At 30.0% G+C, this 22,673-nt stretch carries 9 protein-coding genes; 4 read left to right on the top strand and 5 right to left on the bottom strand.

The genetic code is table 4. From position 1 onward, the window contains the following. Positions 1-288: 288 nt before the first annotated feature. From OF376_RS01970 to OF376_RS01980, 3 genes are all read right to left on the bottom strand, one after another. Positions 289-6,195: a hypothetical protein gene (locus tag OF376_RS01970; protein ID WP_263821847.1), complete on the bottom strand. Its 5,907-nt coding sequence runs from the start codon at positions 6,193-6,195 to the stop codon at positions 289-291. A gap of 170 nt (positions 6,196-6,365) precedes the next feature. Then, positions 6,366-7,037 (bottom strand): pseudouridine synthase, encoded by a 672-nt coding sequence (locus OF376_RS01975; RefSeq protein ID WP_263821848.1) that lies wholly within the window; start codon positions 7,035-7,037, stop codon positions 6,366-6,368. A 28-nt stretch (positions 7,038-7,065) separates the two neighbouring features. Then, positions 7,066-12,747 carry a PI-PLC domain-containing protein gene (locus tag OF376_RS01980; protein WP_263821849.1) on the bottom strand — a complete coding sequence of 1,894 codons (5,682 nt, stop codon included), beginning with the start codon at positions 12,745-12,747 and terminating at the stop codon, positions 7,066-7,068. 719 nt (positions 12,748-13,466) lie between these two features. On the opposite strand from OF376_RS01980, the gene OF376_RS01985 reads away from it, so the two are divergent. The 4 genes from OF376_RS01985 (at position 13,467) to OF376_RS02000 (ending at position 16,753) form a co-directional block, all read left to right on the top strand. Further along, the gene (locus OF376_RS01985) at positions 13,467-13,790 is read left to right on the top strand and encodes a hypothetical protein (protein ID WP_263821850.1); all 324 of its coding nucleotides are present in this window, start codon (positions 13,467-13,469) and stop codon (positions 13,788-13,790) included. 265 nt (positions 13,791-14,055) lie between these two features. Further along, positions 14,056-14,373 carry a hypothetical protein gene (locus OF376_RS01990; protein WP_263821851.1) on the top strand — a complete coding sequence of 106 codons (318 nt, stop codon included), beginning with the start codon at positions 14,056-14,058 and terminating at the stop codon, positions 14,371-14,373. 181 nt (positions 14,374-14,554) lie between these two features. Then, positions 14,555-15,370 carry a Vmc-like lipoprotein signal peptide domain-containing protein gene (locus OF376_RS01995; RefSeq protein ID WP_263821852.1) on the top strand — a complete coding sequence of 272 codons (816 nt, stop codon included), beginning with the start codon at positions 14,555-14,557 and terminating at the stop codon, positions 15,368-15,370. Positions 15,371-15,727: 357 nt separating this feature from the next. Continuing rightward, on the top strand, positions 15,728-16,753 hold the full coding sequence (locus tag OF376_RS02000; RefSeq protein WP_263821853.1) for a Vmc-like lipoprotein signal peptide domain-containing protein: 1,026 nt from the start codon (positions 15,728-15,730) through the stop codon (positions 16,751-16,753). A gap of 166 nt (positions 16,754-16,919) precedes the next feature. Here OF376_RS02000 and OF376_RS02005 read toward each other — a convergent pair whose 3' ends face one another. Together OF376_RS02005 and OF376_RS02010 are read right to left on the bottom strand one after the other, a co-directional pair. Further along, positions 16,920-17,393, bottom strand: a complete 474-nt coding sequence (locus OF376_RS02005) for a hypothetical protein (protein WP_263821854.1) — start codon at positions 17,391-17,393, stop codon at positions 16,920-16,922. A 2-nt stretch (positions 17,394-17,395) separates the two neighbouring features. Beyond that, complete coding sequence (locus OF376_RS02010; RefSeq protein ID WP_263821855.1) at positions 17,396-22,666, bottom strand: ABC transporter substrate-binding protein; 5,271 nt, start codon at positions 22,664-22,666, stop codon at positions 17,396-17,398. Positions 22,667-22,673 lie beyond the last annotated feature (7 nt).

Here is a 22,673-nt window from a genome sequence, read left to right on the forward strand (position 1 = left end):
CTCGTCGAAGTCGTCAATTTTCATTTTGTGAATCAATTGTATTCCTTAATGGACCTAACCGATATGGGTCAATGTATCGAACGGTGGGCAAAAGTGACCATTTCGAAAATCACAGCGGATGGCGAACATATGTTTATAATAGAGTAATGAAAAACACCACTTTTATAGTGGTGTTTTTTGTTTACTTCTAATGCTATGATAATATATTTATAATTTAAGTCTAGCTAGACATTAGAAAGCACATAGAAAATTAAAAAACAACACAAAAGTGTTGTTTTTTATATCAATCTATAGGTCTTTAGGTTCGTATTCATCTAAACTGTCAATTGTGAAATTATAAACAATTAAGTGATTTCCACCAAAAACATTATTTGTTTGTTTTAAATTTGTGTCCTGTTCAATGACCTTATTAATATATTCGTATCATAGTTTATAACCATCAGTAATTGTAGCTGATAGTGTATCTCAATTACAATTATATCAAACTTCTTCAGAAACCTTATGACGCTCACGGTTAATTACTTCATAACCGAAACTATTTGCTTGGGTTGCTCAAATGTCTTGATATGTTCGTTTTATAGGATAAGATTGATCATAATATTCTTGCTTAGAATAATCAGAACCTTTAACCGTATCTCAAAATTCATAGTATAGTACACCGGCAGACTCTTCATTAGCATCGTAATTAATACCTAAAGAGTTTCATGCTGCTTTCATTTCCTTTTCTAGATTTACTAAATTTTTTGAAGTTTCTCAGAATTTACCAAAATTAGAGTTTTGTTCACTTTTAATATGTGCATATTCTTTCGTACGATAAAGAGTTCGAGCTACATATCCTAAGGCAGAAAAACGATGATTTCACGGTTTGTTTTCTTTATTAATCGTAATAATTAGATTGCTTGTAGGATAGAAAACCGGGTTATTTCTTTGATTATTTTTTAAATCACCATTAATTGTTATTTTGTCTTTGATAAGTTTAATAAAGCTCTCTGCATGGTTTTCGAAAGTAGTGAAAGCGTTTGCTAATTTTTCTAAATTAGTCATAAGAACTGTAGCTGAACTAAACTTCTGTGCATTAAAACTTTGATCAATGGTCGTTAAATTATCAAATTGTGTTTGAATCGCTAGGTCAAACACTTGTTGGTAGTTTTGATTGTTTTTTAATGGTTCAATGATTCCACTTAACTCATGATTAATGGTTAATAAAATGTTAGTGTTAGCTTTGTGAATTCTAATATGTTCATCAAACCCAAAATCATCAATTTTTTGATTATTTTTAGAGTAAGAGTGGTTGCGATTTGTGAAATCTTTGGTTGTATTAGTACTAATCATAGCTGCGAAAGGATTGATAGCAGAGTAATCAATTAAAGCTTTTTGAATGGGATCTCAAATTGTATCAGCAATAAATTCCATAGTTTTTTCAGCAATATGGTTGAGTTTAACCATACCGTTGAAATCTTCGCTCTTGTCATATAGCTTAAATGAAAAGTTTTTTAATTTATTAATTTTCGCATCGATTGTTTGCAAGTTGAAAGTAGATAAAAATTCGTCGTCAACAGGGTGATTATTCAGAATGTTTGTATAGGCGTCGACAACTAATTGTCTATTTTCAGCTCTTAAACCTGTGGCTTTATTATTTTCGTTTCATTGAGTAAAGATTAAATTCTCATTAGAAGGCATCGTTGTATCTAAAACCTTTTGTGATGAATCACCAAAGAATCTCGCCATGTATTCATCTAATCAGTTACGTTTTTGATCAATTTGGTGTTTTGCTGCATTATAGGCAAAATTTCAGAATCGTTGGGCTAATTTAAACTTTTCTATATTATTGTAATAACGACCCTTCTTAGCAGCCACTTCGTGTAGTTTCTCTTTGCTAACGACATCTGCCCCTAAATCACTAGTTAAAGATTTATATTTCTTAATTTGAGTGATTGGATCGGTGTTCGATGAAGAATCAAAGAGATTCTTATATGGTACTAAAGCATCATTAGTTGATGCATACCCTTTATTATCAGCTAAAAAACTGTTAACATTGTACTCACTCATAAAGGCGGTAATCGCACTCGCAGCTGGTGTAACCAGTTGTTCGGCTTCTTTTTTAATGCTATCGAAAGCAATTTTAGCTTTTAAAACAATTTGATCCATATCGTGTTGTTTATTTGTGATATTCGTAATCACATCATGACCTAAATATTGGTTTAAATCAGCTTTAGTGATATTAGCATGAATTGATGCTTTGAATGCTTCGTTGTTAACCTTAACAAATTGTTGAAGTGCATTTTCTAAATCTAAAACAGCTTGATTATTTTGAGAAATAGTTTTGGCTTGTTTTACAAAGTCATTTAAAGCATTTGCCTGATTATTAATGTATGTTGGGATTTGTAACTTATCAGCTCATGTTTGATTGTATGTAGCAGTTTCGCTTGTAATCTGATCATATTGCTCGTTAATTTTATTCGCCGTAGCATCCACAGATGTTGTGTATTGATGAATCATTTGTTGGATTAATTGATTAAATTCGTCTTCATTTTTAACATTAACTTTACTATTTTTCAATGAATTTAATGTATTGATATCGATTTTTGATAACAGATTAGAGTTGGCTAGTTGATTAATATGACTATTAAAAGCATTTGATGAATCGACAATATATTTTAATTTATTATTCATGCCTTCTACTTTAGTTTTTAAATCATTAACTTGTTGTGCTTGTTGAGCTTGTTGTTGATATAAAGTATTAACCATCACCGGATCAAATTGTGCATTGGCTATTTGCGTTTTTAATGTTTGAGTTTCGCTTTGTGTAGTATGCAAATTATTTTCTAATTCAGTAATCGCAGTAAATTGATTAAATTCTTTTTTAAGATCACTAAGAGAACTTAAAGCAGTAGTGTTCTTAGAAATAATTTCATCTAAAGTATTATTTTGGTTTTCTTTAAATTGATTTAAAGCCGTATCATATTCAGATTTCAAAGTATTAATTTGGCTAAACAATTGTTCAAACGTTTCTTGATCATTAAAGTTCAATTGAGCTTTTTGTTTCACTAGATTATTAATCGCATTAATAGACTTATTGTATGTGTTTTGTTGATCTTGGGCCAGTTGTGTATGTTTGCCTAATTCAATAAATTGTTTTTTAATAGCATCAAATTGGCTTCGTAAATGTTCTAGGGCTGCATCGTGTGCTATCTTTTGCGTTGCATTTAAAGTTGTGATGATATTTTCTAATTCACTAACACTCGCATTTTCATTTGTTTTTAATTGTTGAGCAGTATGTATTGCATTATTTAAAGCCGCATGTTTAGTTCTAAAATCAGAAGACGGATTTACAATGCTATTTTGAATACTTGTATTAATTGCTTCAGCACGAGATAAACTTGTAGCTAATTCTTGACGCAATTGCGCAATTTGTTCATCAATGGCTGTTTTTTGATTATTAATTTCCTTTTGTTTAGCTTCAACTTTTGCAATTGCTTTTGATAAGTTATCTTTGGCTTGTTTTATCTCAGCAATTAATGCTGTTTTTTGATTAGCATCCAATCCATTTTTCTTATTAGCATTATTTAATGCATCTTCTAATGCTGTTTTTTCTGTGCTTAAAGCCGGATCAGTCAGCTGATCTTTTAATGTATTAGCTTGATTGATTAGACTTGTTAAATCATCTTTAACTGCTTTTAATTCGTTATCTTGTGTTGCTTTATTTGTTTTAGCTTGGTCTAAAGCATTTTTTAATGCTTGCGTTTGAGTTTCATTAGTAGTAACATTTTCACTTGGTGTACGATTGTTTGTTAAAGTTGTATTTAATTGATCAATAATGTCTGTGTAATTTTTAGAATTAGAATCAGCTTGTAATTCATCGATAAAACTTGTCACAGCATTGACAGCATCGTTTAAATTATCCTTAGAGATTTGAAGGATCTTAGCATCAATGTTATTTAAATTATCTTCAAGATTCTTCTTAAATGTTTCAAGTTGTGCTACTGTCACATTTGTTAGTTCATTTGGATTAGGTACTAAGTCATTAAATGCTGGACGTAAGGCACTAATTTCATTTTTAACAGGTGCATAGGTGTCTGCGATTGTGCTGTTTTTATTATCTGCCTGTTTTAATAACTCTTGAATCTCTTGTACTAAACGTTGTTTTGTTTGGATTTCGTTTTCTTGTTTACGTTTAATAGCTTCTTTAATTTTTGAAACATCATCTTTATGTTCGGTATAACGTTGTTTTCAGTTATCTACAGTATCTGGTTCAACAGATACATCAATAGCTGTAATGAAATCGGTTAATTCTTTATGAATATCAGGGTATTTGTGTTCTAAATCTTCCGTATTAGATAAATCATTTAAGTCGTTTTTAATAGTATTTAATTTATCAGCATAGATGTTTTTATCAGCTTGGTCTAAGATTTCTTGTCCTTCAATAATGGCTGCATTGATTTCGTCAATCGTACTTGGGTTTTCTTTGCCTAAGAATTGGTCAATAGCTTGCGTATTTAAAGCGGTGATATGTTCTTTATTATCACCTCTGATATTTTTAATTTCTGTAGCTTTGGCTTGTAGTTGTTCTTTTAAAGCCTTTAATGCTGCAAGTTTAGTCGCTTTTTCGTTGCCATCTATTTTGTCTTTTTGTTGTTGAGCAGTTGTTAATAAATCTTTATAATCTTGATTAGTTTTTGTTAATGCATCTAATGTTTTATCGTCCAAATTAGCATTTTCGTTATTTAGTGCAGTTAATAATTGATTAATTTCGGTTGTTAAATCTACATATTTTTCTGGTGGTGTAAGTGTGCTTAAGAAGTTGTTAATCGCTTCTTTTGACGCAGCAATTTCTTTTTTTAAAGCTGTTTTTTGATTATTAATTTCCTTTTGTTTAGCTTCAGCTTTTGCAATTGCTTTTGATAAGTTATCTTTGGCTTGTTTTATCTCAGCAATTAATGCTGTTTTTTGATTAGCATCCAATCCATTTTTCTTATTAGCAATATTTAATGCATCTTCTAATGCTGTTTTTTCTGCGCTTAAAGCCGGATCAGTCAGCTGATCTTTTAATGTATTAGCTTGATTGATTAGACTTGTTAAATCATCTTTAACTGCTTTTAATTCGTTATCTTGTGTTGCTTTATTTGTTTTAGCTTGGTCTAAAGCATTTTTTAATGCTTGCGTTTGAGTTTCATTAGTAGTAACATTTTCACTTGGTGTACGATTGTTTGTTAAAGTTGTATTTAATTGATCAATAATGTCTGTGTAATTTTTAGAATTAGAATCAGCTTGTAATTCATCGATAAAACTTGTCACAGCATTGACAGCATCGTTTAAATTATCCTTAGAGATTTGAAGGATCTTAGCATCAATGTTATTTAAATTATCTTCAAGATTCTTCTTAAATGTTTCAAGTTGTGCTACTGTCACATTTGTTAGTTCATTTGGATTAGGTACTAAGGCATTAAATGCTGGTCGTAAGGCACTAATTTCATTTTTAACAGGTGCATAGGTGTCTGCGATTGTGCTGTTTTTATTATCTGCCTGTTTTAATAACTCTTGAATCTCTTGTACTAAACGTTGTTTTGTTTGGGTTTCATCATTAGCCTCTGAAATTGCTGCTTTATAATTAGCAATTAAATCTTTTAATAAATCATTTACTTTAATTAAATCATTAACCAAAACAGTGGGTTTAACTTTCAGCATTTCTTCTAAAGAAATACTAGAATCCTTTAATTGTGTTAAAAGATTCATCCCTTTTTCATTTAAAACCAAAACTTTACTTTGCTCTAAAAGTTTTTTGGCTTCATCAATCAGTTCTTTTGATTCGTATGAAATCTTTTTATAACGAAAATCAATCTCATCTCGCTTCGTATTAATTTCATTAATTTTGTTTTTGATCGATGTGATAGCTGCATTGACTTGATCATCGTTTTTTAAGTTGATTTTCTCATTTAATTCAATATTTTTTTGTAAATCATCAATTAAATTACTATAGTTGAGATTGTTACTATCTTTTAATGATTTTAGTAGCTTACGTGCTGCATCTAAAAGTTGACGGTATTCAATCCGTTTTTCATCTAAAACGTAGTCTGGTTGATCCTTTCATCTTAATTGCGTTGCAGTAATTACTACACCAGCCATAAATAAAGAACTTACCACAGAAATCGCAGCGGCTATTCTTCTTTTCTTTTTCTTAGAATTTTGATTGTTCATTTATCAAAACCTCCATTTAATTTTAATAATCAATGATTCATATTCTATCAAAAAAAAAAAAAAAAAAAGAACCACTTAAACGATTTTTTAGTGGAAAAAAATAGATATTTCTAAAACATTTGGCATTATTTCAGTCATATTTATTTTTTCAGTTTGTTTATTGATTCTAATTAAATTTTTTGCGGATCAAATTCTCTAATTTGTCCTTTTAATAAGTCGTCTGGTAAATTGATTTTTCCAAAGGAAATCCGTTTTAAAAAAACTACTTTATAACCAAAAAATGTTAGCATTTGTTTTACTTGGTGGAATTTCCCTTCGTAAATTGTTAGTTCCGCACTTCTGGGTGTTAAAAAATTGAAAGAATAGTCTTGTACAATATAATTTTCAATCGGAATAGGACCTTTGTGTTGAATAATTGCTGCATTAAAATCATTATCAACTTCAAGGTAATATTTTTTGGGAATATGTTGGCGAGGATGGGACATTTTGTGGGCAAACTCACCGTCGTTAGTAATAATTAATAAACCCTCTGTATCTTTATCTAAGCGACCCACGGCAAAGTATTTATTGCGATCTAATTCCGTTATTAAATCAAAAATTACTGGAGAGTTTTTATCATAGTTAGCTGTTAAATAACCATATGGTTTATTAAACATATAGTAATAAAATTCCTTATAGTTAATAATTTCTTGGTCGAACGTAACAACATCCTCAGTTAATTTAATTAATTGGCTAATTTTAACGGGTTGCTGGTTTACTAAGATGCGTTTTTGTCGTATGAACAAATGAGCATCTTTACGTGAACAATTTAATGCATTGGCAACTAATTTATCTATACGCATTATCTCTCTATCCTTTCGTGGAAATAATCTATTTGCGTTTTAATTTACCACTTTTTTTCAATCATAAAATAACACCTAAAATGATGATTCCAAAAACCGGTAATAGCAGAAGTCATAAATACTTGCTCGCAAATTTTGGCGCAACATTAGAATCTTCATTCGTTGATGCTAATGTTTTTTGCACAGCGTGCATAGCCTCTTCATCCATTGCGTCTTTGTGTTCGCCTATTTGTCTTAAAAACTCTTGACTAGCTGTTGATTCATCTGGTTGTTTTTGACCGTCAACATTTTGATTATTTTCTTGTGTTTCATGTGGTTGAGTGACTTCAAGTTTTTCTTGTGGTTTTTCTTGATTAATGGGTGTGGATTCTTCTGGAGTAATTGGGCGTACATTAGGTTTTTCATCAGGGTGTTGATCAATTGTAGTGTTTGGGTTTTCAGGAGTGATTACATCTGGTGAAATCGGTTTGGTTTCCTGTTCATCTTTAATGGGTTCAATAATTAATAATGGAATGTCTTGAACTTCATAACTATTATGTATTTGATGACCTTGATATGTTGTATCAAAAGTGATGATAAGACTGTTGTTTTGTGTGTTTGGTGTTATCGTTTTAATTTGTACATTAACACTAGAATCATTCATAATTTTGAAATCATTGACTTCAAATTGGTCAATGTTTTTGTGGTTTTGTTTGTCAATAATTTCAAAAGTTATTTTTTCACTATTAGTTTTTAAATAACTTTCATAGAACTTTTGAGTTGCACTTTGCAGTAAGAAATAGTCTTGTCGTATTTTAGTTTGTATATTTAATAACTCAGGCTTTGTATAAACTTTTTTAGTTTCTATGTCATCAATATATGCTTGTGTTCGTTTTATAAAGGTTTCAATAGGCCCTTGCCACTCAGGCGTAACTCAAGTTTGCACTTCTTTGATTAACGTTTCAGTTTCTTTAATTAACGCCGTTTTAAACTGTTCATTAATATATGTAGTCACTGCTTCATCTGTGTTTTTTCAAGCCTTTAATAACATTGTTTTTTCTTTAATTATTTCATCAATTGAATTATCAAATGCACCAAGGAACACTTGGGCTTGTTTGTGTATTGCCACTAAATAATCTAAAGATGAATGAATATATGGATCATTATACATTAATCCATCTGAATGTTTTCATTTGGCAATATCATTATCCACTTGATCTATTAATTTTTTTAAATGGTTACGCAGTTGATTTTTTAAAAGGCTTTCATATTGGGTATTTAATGCTTTTAATTGATCGATTTGGAGCGTAATGGTTGGGCTGTCTACATGTGTATCATTCAAATAGTTTTCACTTTCCATTTGTTTAGCAATTAAGGCATTTTGTACTGTTTGTAAATCTTGGAAATCAAGATTTTCATCTTTAAAATCATGCAAATTATTTAGATTTTTCAGAGCTCGGTCGCTCTCTTTTTTCAATGAAGCTTTGTTTTGTTTTAATTCGCTATTCTTAACTGCAATCTGTACTTGTTGCACCCCTGTTATTAACTGACTAGTTTGTTCATTTAACACTTCATTTGCCGCATAATCGTCGTTCGTGTATTTAAGTGATTTCTGATAAGTATTAGTTAGGTTTGTTAACGCATCTTGGACATTGATATCATTTTTTGTTTGTGCATTTAGGTTTGATAATGCTTCTATGTATGTGTTTGTTTCCTGCAGAGTTGCCTTGAATTTTTCACGTATTTGTCGTTGTAATTGTTGTGCTTGGATTTGTTCTTGCGAAAGCAAATTAGCAAAACTTTGTTGTTTTATATAAACTAAATTGTTTTTTATAATTTCATATGATAAATCTAGAACACCGGTTTGATCATTTGGCGAAAAGGTAATGTTAGTAATTTGATACGTCTCATCATGTTGGTTAGGTTGTAAATCATTAACATGTATGTAACTAGGTAAAAAATTGTAGGCGTCAGCTCTTAACGCAAACGCAAAATTTTGTCCATATGTATTAAAAACATTTGCCTCTTCTTGAGCTTTTTGTTGTGTTTCATATTCAGTTTGCAATTTAATTTGTGTTTGTTTTCATTCGATGAATTTTTGCATTAAATCATGGCTTTTTTCTTGAATTAAAGATAAATCGTTACTATTTTCATCTAAAGCGTTTTGTTGTAAAAAATCTGCAATTACATGATCTAATTCAGAATAAAGCTGGAAGGCTGATTTTAATTGATTACGTAGGTTTTGAATATTTTTATAAATATTATTATAGTTATCCATCGCCTTTTTAATTGCTTGATCATGGTTATATAAAGCTGATGTTCTTTCTAGATTTTCGTATGCTTTTTGCACTCGATCAATTTGTTGGTGTATTAGTTCAGCATTCATGCTTTGTGTTAACAAATCTTCTAATGCAGCTAATTCATCTAAAACCTGCTGTCTATTCTCGGGATAATTATTTACATAACTAGGTAGGTTTTTTATATCAACCAGACGCTCAACAGCAGCATCGCCTCGTGCCTTCATTTCGTCTAATTCAATAAATTCTTGACGTGTTTGTTCGTATTCTTGAACGGATGGACAGGCAGCTAAACTGGTTTGAACATGTTCTAATTGAACAGATGATAAGTGTTTAAAGATCATAGCATCTTGCTTTTTTTGCGCTTTTTGTTGCATGTTTTTAAGTTTTTCATACCAGATATTTAGATCATTAAAATCTGCTACTAAATCAAGATCAGCTAATAAATCAGTACGTTCAAATAAATATAAGTCGTCGGCGTTATCAACAGCTGTTTTTGCTATTTGAATACTTGCTAGACTATCAATTAAATCCCAATAACCATTTAATTCATCTTTTTTCGCATCTACAGTTTTAGCATCTCAATTACTTGTTTGATAGTCAGATAAAAATTTGTTAATAAAATGAGCACAGGCTTGTTGTTTTTCGGGGCCTAAAATTAAAAAACCACGCGTTGCTTGATAATTATTGAATTTTTGTAATAAAAGCGCTGTTTCTTGCATCTTTTCATTTAACATCTTTGACATTGTCCAATAGTTTTGCAGACTTTGGAAATCTGTTGTGTTTTGAAGTATTTGCAAGCAGAAATGTTTTTGCGAATCATTGAGATAAATCAGCTCTGCAATTTGCTTGTATCAATCTTGAAAAGCATGAAATTCAGTTATTAATGGCGCAAGGTTATCTTCTTGTAAATTAGCTAATTGATTTAAGTGATTATTTAAAAAGGTTTTTTGTTGATCAGAAATAACGCTATCAGTATTTATCAGTTGTTGTATTCGCATAAAATGATCAGCGTTCGCTTGTAGAATATTCTGGGTTTTTAAAATTTCTGTATTTCTTTCTGTCAGAAAGTCAGATGTTAGTATTTGTGGATCCTTTTGATCAAGTATTGCTTGCGTTTGGTTAATCAAGGTTACATATTGTTGCAAATAGGTTGTTTGATACAATTTATCTTTATAAGCATCTGAGAAAAGCGGAGCATTCTCAACTAAAGTTTTTAATTGTTTATACCCCATGTCAAAAACTTTAGCTTTTTGGATAATTAACTCCGCTTTAAGATTTGATTGGTTAAGAGCATTTATTAATTCTTGTTTGTAAAAGGGCAATAAATATTCATAATCTATTTGTTCAAAAAAACGATTGCATTGGGCTAGGAAATTTGTTGTCATTGCTATTTTAATTTTCATACCACCTAACTGATCGCTAAAATTATCAATCATTAAGCGTGCTTGCTGTGAAACATCTTGATCATTTGGGATGTTAAACAATTGTTCTAAGATAATATTAGGCTCGTTCATTTGAGCTTTTAATTCTTGGATTAAATTAGTTTTAGCGAAGTCTAGTTTTGGATAAATATGTAGAAAATTATCAAATTGTTTTTGGAGTTCTAAACTTTGGATATCATTAACCATTAAGGATAAACGCCCGATCACTGAATTATTCTTTTTGACCTCTCGCACTAAATTATTCAGCTGCTCAGGATCAATTAAATGATTATTATCAGCTGTCATAACATTCGAAATTTGGTTCAGCACTCGTGTTTTTAAGGAGCGAATTAGTTCAACATTTTGAGAATTGAAAACCTTAGAAAGTTCTAGGCTGTTTAAATTAGCATAACGATCATCAAATAATTCGAGTAACTCAATTAAGTTATCTAAATCATTAGCTATGATATTTCAATGTTTTTTGAGCTTTGTAAATTGCAAGAAACTTTCTGGTAAATGAGGATTCAAGTTGTTAATGTACTCGATAAACTGCGTTTGTAGAGCTTTCGACACCATCGGATATTTATCATTATAGAAACGTTGGGTGTCTTGAATAGCCTTAATTAGTTCTTGTTGTTCAACTAAATAAGGGTGTTTTTGGACATTAATGTTTTCTAGAGTATATTGATTGTAGACACGTGCAGGATATCATCCGTTGTCTGGTGTTTTTTTGTAAGCTTTTAGTGATCAATGGTGAGTAGTGTCAAATTGCTGGTTAGTCGGAAGTTGCAGATTGTACTCAATGTCGTGAAAATTAGCGGCGATTTGTATTGTTTGAACCAAAACATCATCACAGTATAATTCTAAAAACAGGTTTTGATATGCTTTAGGATTATCTATTGTTTTCAAAGTAATTTTGTCATCTGTATCATAGATATCATTAATTGTTAATCGATTGATATTGAATCCCAAAATACCAGCAGCTAAATCTTGATCTGAATAATAAAAGTTTGTTTTGTAAATTGCTTGAATTAATGAAGGGCCTGGAAAATCCATATACACTAATCCTAAGCTATGCAATGTGTCTTCTTTGTTTAAAAAAGCATTAACCTTGGGATTAATATTCCGTGCACTCGCGAAAGGACGTCAACTATTGGCGATTGATGTAAAGTTAACATAAAAAGCTTCGTCATCACGATTTTGATCACTAGTTTGTTGCATCATGTTAGTGATTAAAGAAACTTTTTCATCAACAGAGTTTAATCCTTCATATTTATCTTGGATTGTCGCTCCATAAGCAACAGAACGAAACATAAAACCACCCTTAGAAGATGTGTTAACCATGTGATGTCAATGGTTCAAGATAACCATTTTACCCCTAAATTCTTTAACATTAAATCCTTTATCGTACTTTAAATCGCTAAAACTTCTTCCGTTAGGATTGTATAAGTATTGATTGAATTTATTTAAGACATTTTCATAATTCTGGTTCGCTTTTGTTGCTGTGTTATGATTGTTTACATCAAAATTTTCATCCTTAACACGAATAATGACAAATTCTGTTGGATGTTGTTGCAAAAAATTAGCAAATTCTTGCATTGCGTCTTCAAATTTTTGTTTTGAATATGTAATACCGTGCACTAATCATCCATCAGCATTAATTCGCAAATCAAAAGCTCTAATACCCATATTTAATTGGTTGCCAAAATTAAAATATTGAGTTTGTGCATATGCCGAACCGAAAGTATATGCAATCCCGGTTCCGTTGTACATTGTTGAATCATGTGTTCCTGGGATACTTAACGAAAAAATGCTGCGATCATCTGGAATCTCGGCCATTCAATCTTGTGCATAGTATTTTTGTGTATCTTTTAATTGACCATCTGTATCTATCTCAGCGAGTGAATTTTGCAAGTGAACATGTTTATCAACATGAGCACTAGCAACCATTGCGATAGCTGTTGATGGAATAAATAATAAAGGAATTAATCATCACAACTTCTTTTTCATTTTTTCACCTTTTCTTTTAAAATTATTAAAAATTAAAACAAAAAGAAGTGTTGCCACTTCCTTTTTTTTACCCGTTCATCTAATTATTTAGTGTGGCAAAGCGTTTACACAATAACAGGTTTTGAAATATAAATATTAATTAGTTTTTAAAAGTTTGCAAATACCTTTTAATAAAACATTCCAACATGTAAAAAAATTCTAATCTATATGTGTATATTATATTACCATGATGGCAATTAGTAAAGCCAGTAAATCAAAGCTTTAAAAATTTTTATTTATTATGCAAATAATCAAAACAAAACGACATCTTAAATTATTTTTTTATCCGCGGAAAATATAATTAATTACGATTAAATCGGCAATTTATCTCAATATTGCATTTAATATAGTTAATAATTGAACATATAATTTAGCAATTTTAACACCTTCTTAAATCTAAAATTTATCACAAAAATCATAAAAAAGCTTTTTCTTATGTTATATCGCTAAAAAACACGTTTATTTTTGTTTTGTTAAAAGGTTTTCTGTATATAATGATTTCGAAATAAATATATTAAATTAATAAAAATATTATTCCTTCATGTTCTCAAACTAGGGATAAGAAAGTTGTTTTATTAAAAATCAGTTCTCAAGTTAAAGTAGAATACAATGGTACTAAAGATGTAACTTTGTAAAGTGTTACTACAGATAAATTCGTAGATGATAATTTTACAATCACTGTGTTTGAAACAGTTAACGCAACATTCAAATCAGCTGTTATGCAAGAACAAAATACTAAGATTACTGTTGCATATACATTGGTTGATAAGGAAGATACAACAAACACAACAGATTTTGCGTTCAATGTTTTAAAGAACACTTTTAAAGAACCAATTGATTTTGCTAAAACAAACGAATCTGTTAGTTTTTCATTCTTAGATTCGAAATTCACCGATTTTAAAACAGCGAAGAAAAGCGAAAGTTCAAACTATAGCTTTACAAAAACAGACAATGTTGATCAACGTTGATTTCTACTCAAAAACAGATTATCAGATATCAGTTAAATATTCTTTAGTAGAAGTTAACAACCCCAATAATAAACAAGAGTTTGACAAAGTAATTCCAGGAACGTCTTTTAAGAAATTTTCACAAAATTTTGAAATCGTAAATGTGACTCAAAAAAGGAAATACATCATTTTATCATTAGTTGCAAAGGAAGGCAGCACAATCAATATTAATAGTTTATTAGATGAAGGTACTAAGGGTGTTTTCAATTAAAAAGTGCAAAATATAATGTATCCATTAAATAAAGCATTCCACACTCGATGTATGTATACAATAGAGGGTCGAAATCAATTTACAGATATAGATGTTCGAAACGTATACATTAAAAAAATTGATGAAAAACATTTTGAACTATATGTAAATGGTATTAATAAAGGCACAGGTTTACACAGCGATTATTATATTGTACTTGTATTTACTTATGGTCCAGATAGCGATGAAGATGTTAAGAAATCAAAAACTGGCAAAGTTGAAATTAAATATGCAGCCAACTTTACAACCAGCCCCGAGAGAAAATCGACTGATCCTGAATTAATTAAACGTAATCAAATGATTTTCTTCAAAAGAAATAATCAGCAATAACCAAAGTAACACCTTATTCCTTTTTTATTTAGCAATTTTCTGTATAATAATATAAAACTTAATTATTTAAAGAATGTAACTAATCTGTTATTGATTTAGCTCTAATTTGGTATTTAAATAATTCAGTTAGTCAAAAATAAAAGGGAAGGAATCATCAGTTTTTATACCTGATAAATGCGATATGAGAAAAATAAATAAGAAGATTTTGTGATCTAGTTTAGGTATTATTGGAACGACTGCAATCATTGCTAGTGTAGCAACATCATGTAATGAAACAGATAATTCAGCATCTAATAAAAAATTAACAGAGGCACAAACAAAAATTAATGATTTAAATGCAGAAATCGAACAATTAAAGCATGACAAAGCTGATGTTGATGTTCAATTAGCGGAAGCTAAACAACAAAATGAAGCATTAAGCGTTAAGGTTCAAGAACTAAAAACTAATAAACCAAAAACTCCAGAAGTAGAAGGGTACGAAACATTAACTCTAGATCAAAAAAAGATTGCTGAAATGATACAGTTAGGAGATATGGACGAATACGATGGTATCTACATATTAAAACATTTAGATAACAAATATAACAAGCTGGTATATACTGAAAAGCAACCATTAAAAATTGAAAGTCAGTATACAAGAATTGTGGAATTGGAATTAACTAATTTAGAAACAATTGGTTTTGCTCAATTACAAAATCTAAATAACTTAAAAAAACTAGTTGCTCCCATGTTAGTAACTATTGAACCACACGGTCTTAAATCAAACCCTAAGCTTGCACAAATCGATGCTCCATCACTAACTACTGTTTTATATGAAGGGTTAGCATACAATCCTGAATTAAAGATCTTAAATACTCCTAAGTTAATTACTTATGCTGGCTATAGTTTTACTGGAACAACGATCGATACAGTTAATTCAAACCTAAGTGAAACAGCTAAAGAAACTATTGAGAGTTATGCTCATCCAGATGAAGAAAAGAACAACGATAAGCAATAAAAAATATTCAATAACCAGGTTTAAATTAAACATTTTAAACAGCGTTTTAATTGGATTTTTCTAGAATTAAAAACAACGGTATGACGTTGTTTTTTTATTTTGTTTTATTATATTTTGTATTCTAAAAGCAGTTATTTATCGTTAAAAACGAAAAAATTCGTTTTTAAAGTCTATTTTTCGGATTTTTAAAAATTAGTTAATAAATTATTATTTTTAATGTATTATAATTTAATTGCAAAAGAGTTTAATATCTAGATATTAAACACCCCCAAAAGGAATTGATATTAATCTTTGTTAATTGATATCAAAAATAAAAAAAGGAGGATTGCTACATTCGTAAGAGTGTAGTAACATATTATGAAAAAATTAAATAAAAAATTATTATTATCAAGCTTAGGATTAGTTGCTACGTCAGCTCTAATTGCAAGTATTGCTGCTTCATGTTCTAAAACTGAAGATAAAAAAGTTGATTTAGCAAAAGTTAGTTCTAAAGTAAAAGTAGAATATAAAGACGCTAAAGACCTAACTTTTGACAGTGTTACTGATGAAAAATTAGTAGCTGCAAATTTCACAATTACTGTACCTGAAACAGTTAACCTAACTTTCAAATCAGCTGTTAAAGATGCACAAAACACTAAAATTACTGTTACTTACACATTAACTGATAAAAAAGATTCTGCAAACAAAAAAGATTTTACTTTCGAAATTTTAAAATCAGTGTTTAAAAAAGAAACACCTGTTATACCTGAAAAATTAGATTTAGAATCAGTTAAGACAGAAGTTAAAGTAGAATATAAAGACGCTAAAGACGTAACTTTTGACAGTGTTACTGAAGATAAATTAGTAGCTGCAAATTTCATAATCACTGCACCAGACACAGTTAACGTAACTTTCAAATCAGCTGTTAAAGATGCACAAAACACTAAAATTACTGTTACTTACACATTAACTGATAAAAAAGATTCTGCAAACAAAAAAGATTTTACTTTCGAAATTTTAAAATCAGTGTTTAAAAAAGAAACACCTGTTATACATGAAAAATTAAATTTAGATTCAGTTAAATCACAAGTAACTGTTTCATATTTAAATGCTAAAACTGTATTTTTTAATGATCTTGATGAAACAAAATTAAAAGAATCTAATTTTCAAATCACTCCACTAGATAAAGTTACTACAACTTTCAAATCAGCAATTAAAGATCAAGAAAAAATTACTGTAACTTATACATTAGTTGATAAAAAAGATTCAACAAATACAAAAGACTTTACATTTGAAATTTTAAAATCAGAGTTTAAACAACCAACTGATCAATCTGCATCAAACGAAGAAACTGATCCTGTAGATTCACCTGAAGAACCAGCTTCTACAGCAGCTCAAAAATAATTATTTAAATTAAATACTTATTATTTCGCTAAGTATTACTCTTTCTCAAGTTAGAGTAGTTAAGAAAAACAAACCATTGTGGTTTGTTTTTTTATTTGTTTAAATAACATGTATCACAATAAAAAAAGAGGCCTAAGCCTCTTTTTTGTTAATCGTAAGAATTGGTTTAATAAGCTGAGATGTATTCGTGTGATTGAATGTTTAAAGCTTTGTTTCAATCGTTTAGGTTTGTATAATAAACCAATAAGCACGGAAAAACAAACAGATTAATGATGGGGATATAACTTAAAATTAAACAAATCTTCACTTTTTGGTTATATTCTTTTTTGATTTTATTAATGTATTTCTTTAAGAAAGTTGTCATGACAATTAAATTAAAAATATACGTACTAATAAATAAAACTAATAAAATAGTGAACATTACAATCAAATTAACTATTTGTTGTTGGTATCAACGAATTTCTTGCATCGTATTAAGATCATAGTAATCTTGATAATTTAAGTCGAAATTACTTGTTAAATGGTTGTGATAACTGACTCAGAAACCAATGGTAATTAGTAAAGGAATCAGAAATAAGTTTTGACATAAGTCCATGATGGACACAAAACGTAAACGTCGGTTTAATAATCTATCTATCATAACTATACTCCTTCATCTTCTGGGGAAGTTGGTAACCCTGCACGTGGCGGGTGTTTGTAATCATAAGCATATTGTAAGTAATATGTATATAAATGTTCCACGCCCCCTAATGACTTAATTGATCATTGGGTATCAGTATCCATGATTGGTAAAATTCCGGCTTGGTCACGAATAATTAATTCTAAATCACGCATGATATTAAAGATATCATCTTCTGATTCTCAACCACCACGGTTTGAGTTAAAGAAGTTTTTAATTCGTTCTCTATGTGCTCCATCATCCTCTTTTTTAATCGTAAAGATTTCATTATCAACAATATCCGCGTTGAATTTATAAGGTGATGAAACCATAATTTCTCGTTTTTTTGGATCACGCGGATCAATGGCGAAAACTTTAACTAAACTATATGAAGATGGTTTTAGTTTAGCATCGATAATATTGAAACTATATGGTACACGTTCTTTATTCGTATTTCAAATTAATGCACTATTTTCCTTGCCAAAATATTTTTCTAGATTAGCTTGATTATAAACATTATCATCATCAAGATTTGTGATTTTGTTTAAAGCGACTGTATAAACTTCTTGGCTAATTGTGTCCTTGATCTCAGCATAAAGATCGCGGTGGGCATTTTCATCAGCTACCACTTTTGATAAATAAACCTTTTGGTTGGCGAATTCAGTTGTTTCACGAACTAATGGCAGCTTGTGTTTTAAAAGCTCTTCATATTTCTTTAACAATGAGTTCTTTTCCTCAATATCATTATCTTTTAAAGATAATAATTGGTCTTCTAAATTTTTAATTTCTGCATCAATGGCATTTAAATCACGTAATTGTTTGTAGTAATTATTTAGTTCAACCACCGAAATAACATAATTAAATAATGGGAAAGCTTCATTCTTTAAATTAAAGCCCCGACGATAAGAAATATCAAATTCCTTAGATAAAGTTACCTGGTCTTCTAACAATTCAGCAAAGAAGGTTTCTTGATCATTGGTGTATGTCAATAATTGGTTAATTTTATTTTTTAAATTATTTAATCGTGTTTGGTAGAAAGCATTATTTTGAATAAATAAATCACTTTCTAATAAGTAATCACGAATGTTGTAAGGAGGGATTTTTTGTAAATCCTTAGCTTTATTAGCAAATAGACTAGCTTCTTTTATCTTGTTAATCCGATTATAAATTAACATGACTCATTTATATAGATTTTTGTCTTTTTGATTAACCATGTTTTCTACTAGTAAATTAATTTCGTTAACCATTGGGTTGAAAGTTGTTCAAGCAACGAATTGATCTGGACTTGTTGCACTTGTTACCACTTGTTTATCAAGGTCGTTGATTTTAACTAATAGTTCAAATTCGTGTAAAGCGTTGGCAATCATTTCGTGTTCGGCATCAGTCGCAATCGTTAAGAAAGCTTCTAGCATTGGTTTTAGTGCAGCAAAATTTGTTGCGCTAAAATCTTGGAATAAGTTCGCTAAAGCATCATTAAAGCCTGCGATGACTTGCTTGTTGTTTTGCAAAGTAACAAACTGTTTAAAAGCATTTTTTAATTCATCTAATTTAGTAAATGTTTGGTTTTCTAAACCAAAGAGATTTGCGATCTCCCCTTTTTCTTGATCAGTGAATTCAATTGTTGATAGTGTAGCTAATTTGTCGATTAAAGCTTTGTGTGTAGCGTAATGTTCTGAAGCTTGTAAGTTTGTAGCATATTCTTTGAATAAACTAATTAAATCTTGTTGATTACTGTTGTAGACTGTTTCAAAGGCATATACTAAATGTTTTAAATTCGTGTGTAAATCGTCTTTACGGAAGTCAAAGAAGTCATTAATCATCTTATGTACATAAGTGAAGTTAACAGCTTGTTCTGTTTGGTTAACAAAGAAATCGTTCAAATCATTTACGTGGTTTAAAAGTTTAAAGACATTAATTAAACTTAACGTTTGCATTTTTAATGCTGCATTAGTTTTTAACGTTGATAGTTCAATCTTGTCAATAAAGGCTTTTAATTGAGCAAAATGACTAGCTGTTTTGTTTAAATCAAACTCGTTTGCATTAATGATTTCAGCTTGCGTGTTTAATAATTTACTCAAGGCAAAATCTTCTTCTAAATAAGTGAAATCTTGTTTTGTTGTTGCTAATAAATCTAAAGCGGCTGCGTGTAAAACTTGTTTATCATGCACTAGTTTTTGTTCTAAAACACTAATGAATTTAGTATTAAAATCATTAATTAAATCAAAGATTTTAGTTCATGATGCTAATATTTCATCAGCTTTAGCTTGCATTTGTTCAATTGGTGTATTACCGTCGTTTTGAATAAATAACTCTAATCCGGTATTTTGTGCTTCTAAATCTTTTAGTGTTTGTTGAATTAACTCAACAAGACTAGTTGTTGGATCAGCTTTGTCTTTGGGTTGATCATACATACCAGCGACACTAGTAAATAAGTCTTTTTCTTGTTCATGATATGCATTAATTTGAATTAAACTAGCTTGTAAACTATTAGCATAACGTCCTAGATTAAATAAGTAGTCATGTCATGTTTGGTAATCGGTTGCGGTTGGTTTAATTGCCATTTGCGCGTGTGTTTTTTGATCAGCACTTAAACTTTTTTGTTTTGTCGCAATTAATTCTTTAGTTAAACGAATTGGTGTTAATGAATCAGCGGCTTTTGTTAATACTTTGAAAATGCTTTGTAAACGTGCAAAGGCATTAATGTATCATTGTGGAACGAAAACGTCTTGCGTTTTTAAATCGCTTGCATAAGCTAATTCACGAATGATGTCAGCTTCTGCTCGTGGAATTCCTAAACGATCTAAAGTACTTTGTAAACTAGCATCATCTTGGTATGTTTCAAAGAAATCTTTAAATGTTCAGCCCCCTGATGGGTTTAATTCAAATCCTTGAGTTTTCCGTGTTTCTCAATTCACACCATCTTTTAAAAAGAAGGCACCCATAGGAATTGAATACTCTGATTTACCAAATTTATCTAGGTTATTATAAGTTAGATCAAATTTTCCTGAGTTTAAATATGACACATAAGTACTTGGTGGTAAAGCTTTTAGATCAATCACCACTTTTGTTTGCGCGTTTGATAATGAACGTTCAACAATGTCCTTAAATGCAATAGCTGCTTTGGCATTTTCAGCTGGTTCAGTTGAATATAAGAAAGTTAAGTGAATTTCTTTATCTTTATATTCAGGGTGGTTTTGCACAAATCGATTTAAATAGTTTCGACCCATTTCTGGATCAAATCCTTTATCTAAACGGTCGATGTTTTCGAATTTATAATTTTTTGCCGAGTGCGTCATAAACGTATCGTTTTGCATATAATATTCTTTTAATTGACCATTTTTATCCTTAAATTCTGATTTGAACTTAACATCATCAAATCATAATTCTAAATTGTCCCCTTTAGAGTTTTTAATCACCCCGAAAGCAGTTCAGTTAGATACTGGGAATGATGATGTTCATCCTGTTAATAACAAAATGTTTTGACGGTTCGTAGCAAAAGAAATTGCTCGTCGTAAATCCGGATCTAATAAAGGAATGAAGTCATCTTTATGCGCTACATAATCTTCATAAGAATCATAACGTGAGTCTTTATTTAAATTAAATTGAATAGCAACTGTCCCAAACCCTTGACTCTTACTCATTAATTTACGTGTGTGTTCTTGTGATCAGAATTTCAACATGTATGATGTGGGCATATCAGTAGCTGAAATAATCCCTTGTTCAAATCATAATGATTTAACTTCGTTTTTAGAATTAAAGTAAATTTTAATATTATTAGGAATTGTTTGATCTGCTCCATAATAGTTTTTATTTTTACTTAAGGTAATAAAACCTTCAGGACCTAAAATTGTTGAATCGATGTTAAAAGCAGAAGAGTAAACAAAGTTATCTAAATTAGTTCCAAAGTTGTGAATTCCCCCGTGGGTTTCAATGAATTTTCTATTAGCTGGTAATAGTTCTTGTTTCCCATTTAAATCATTAACAACACTAATTGAATTAGGTTTTGGAGCAAACGTTTCAAATTCCATTAATAATTCAAAACGTGAACGCGGTAAAGCAAAATAACGTAAAAGTTCATCTTGGTTAGCTAAATCACGTACTTGTTTGAAACGACGCGCTTTAATTTGATCAACTGTTAAATCTTTTTCCTTTTTTTCAAAATCTAAATCATCAACATTGAAGATTTGACGACGAACAAAATAAGGGTTTTTTTGCAATTTAAACTTAACTGGTTCGGCGTTTTGATCATTGTTCGGTTTGACATAAATGTATTGTAAATTATTTAGGTCTAATGATTGGTTTTCAGGTAATGATAAAGCGTTCTTAAAATCTTCGTTAGTAATATTTCAGAACATTTGCCCTGTTGATAAACCGATATCTAAAGCAGCCGCTTTAATATCATTAACTTCCTTAGTATCTAAGGGGTTATGGTTTTCATCAAACATTTGGTTTTGGAATGGTACGAAGTTAGGATCTTCTTTTCATTCCTTAGTTATTTGATCAAAAATGTATGGCGGACGACCAAAAGGGTTTTTATATGGTACACCGTGTTTACGAATATAAGCTTCTTGCACGTCATTCATTCGTTGTGAACCTTTAATATTAATGTTTAATAGGGCTGTTCTTAATTGTGAACCCGTATTTAAATCCATAATATATTGGTAACTATCAATGAAGTCTTGTGCGGTTAATTCTTTTCCATCACTTCATTTTGATGCTCCGTTGTTTAAACCTAATTTAACAGCAACCGTTTTTTGGTTTTTGTTATTAAAAGTAATAAATGATTGGTAGTCATCAGAGATAAATGAAGCCAGTGCTTCTGGGGCAATTCCGAATGATGATAAATCATAGAATTGTGAGCTAACGTTATTAGCTGTAAAAGTGTTTTCTAAATCACTAGTTGTAATTTGATCAAAGTTTAAACCATCAATTGTTCCATCAAATTGTTTAGCATATAATTTCGGTAAACCTAATAGGTTCCCGATTTTTGAGTTGGTTGATGGTGCTTGTTTAAAGAAACCACCAACTAAAGTAGGAGAAATTGAACGCAAACTAGTAAATTTCAAGTAGTTAAAAGAGTTGATAGCTGGAATCGCAATCCCAAAATCATATTTACGATCACTCTTTTGCAATTCGGGTGCTGTTTTTTGGTTAGTATTTTTACAACTCACAGCAATCCCTGAGATTAATGCTAACCCACTTAAAACTCCAGCGGTTGTTAATCATAATTTCTTACGACTGGCTTTTATTTTCATAAATTCC

Origin of the sequence: Ureaplasma miroungigenitalium, from assembly GCF_025780085.1 — a bacterium.
Lineage (GTDB): Bacteria > Bacillota_I > Bacilli_A > Mycoplasmatales > Mycoplasmoidaceae > Ureaplasma > Ureaplasma miroungigenitalium.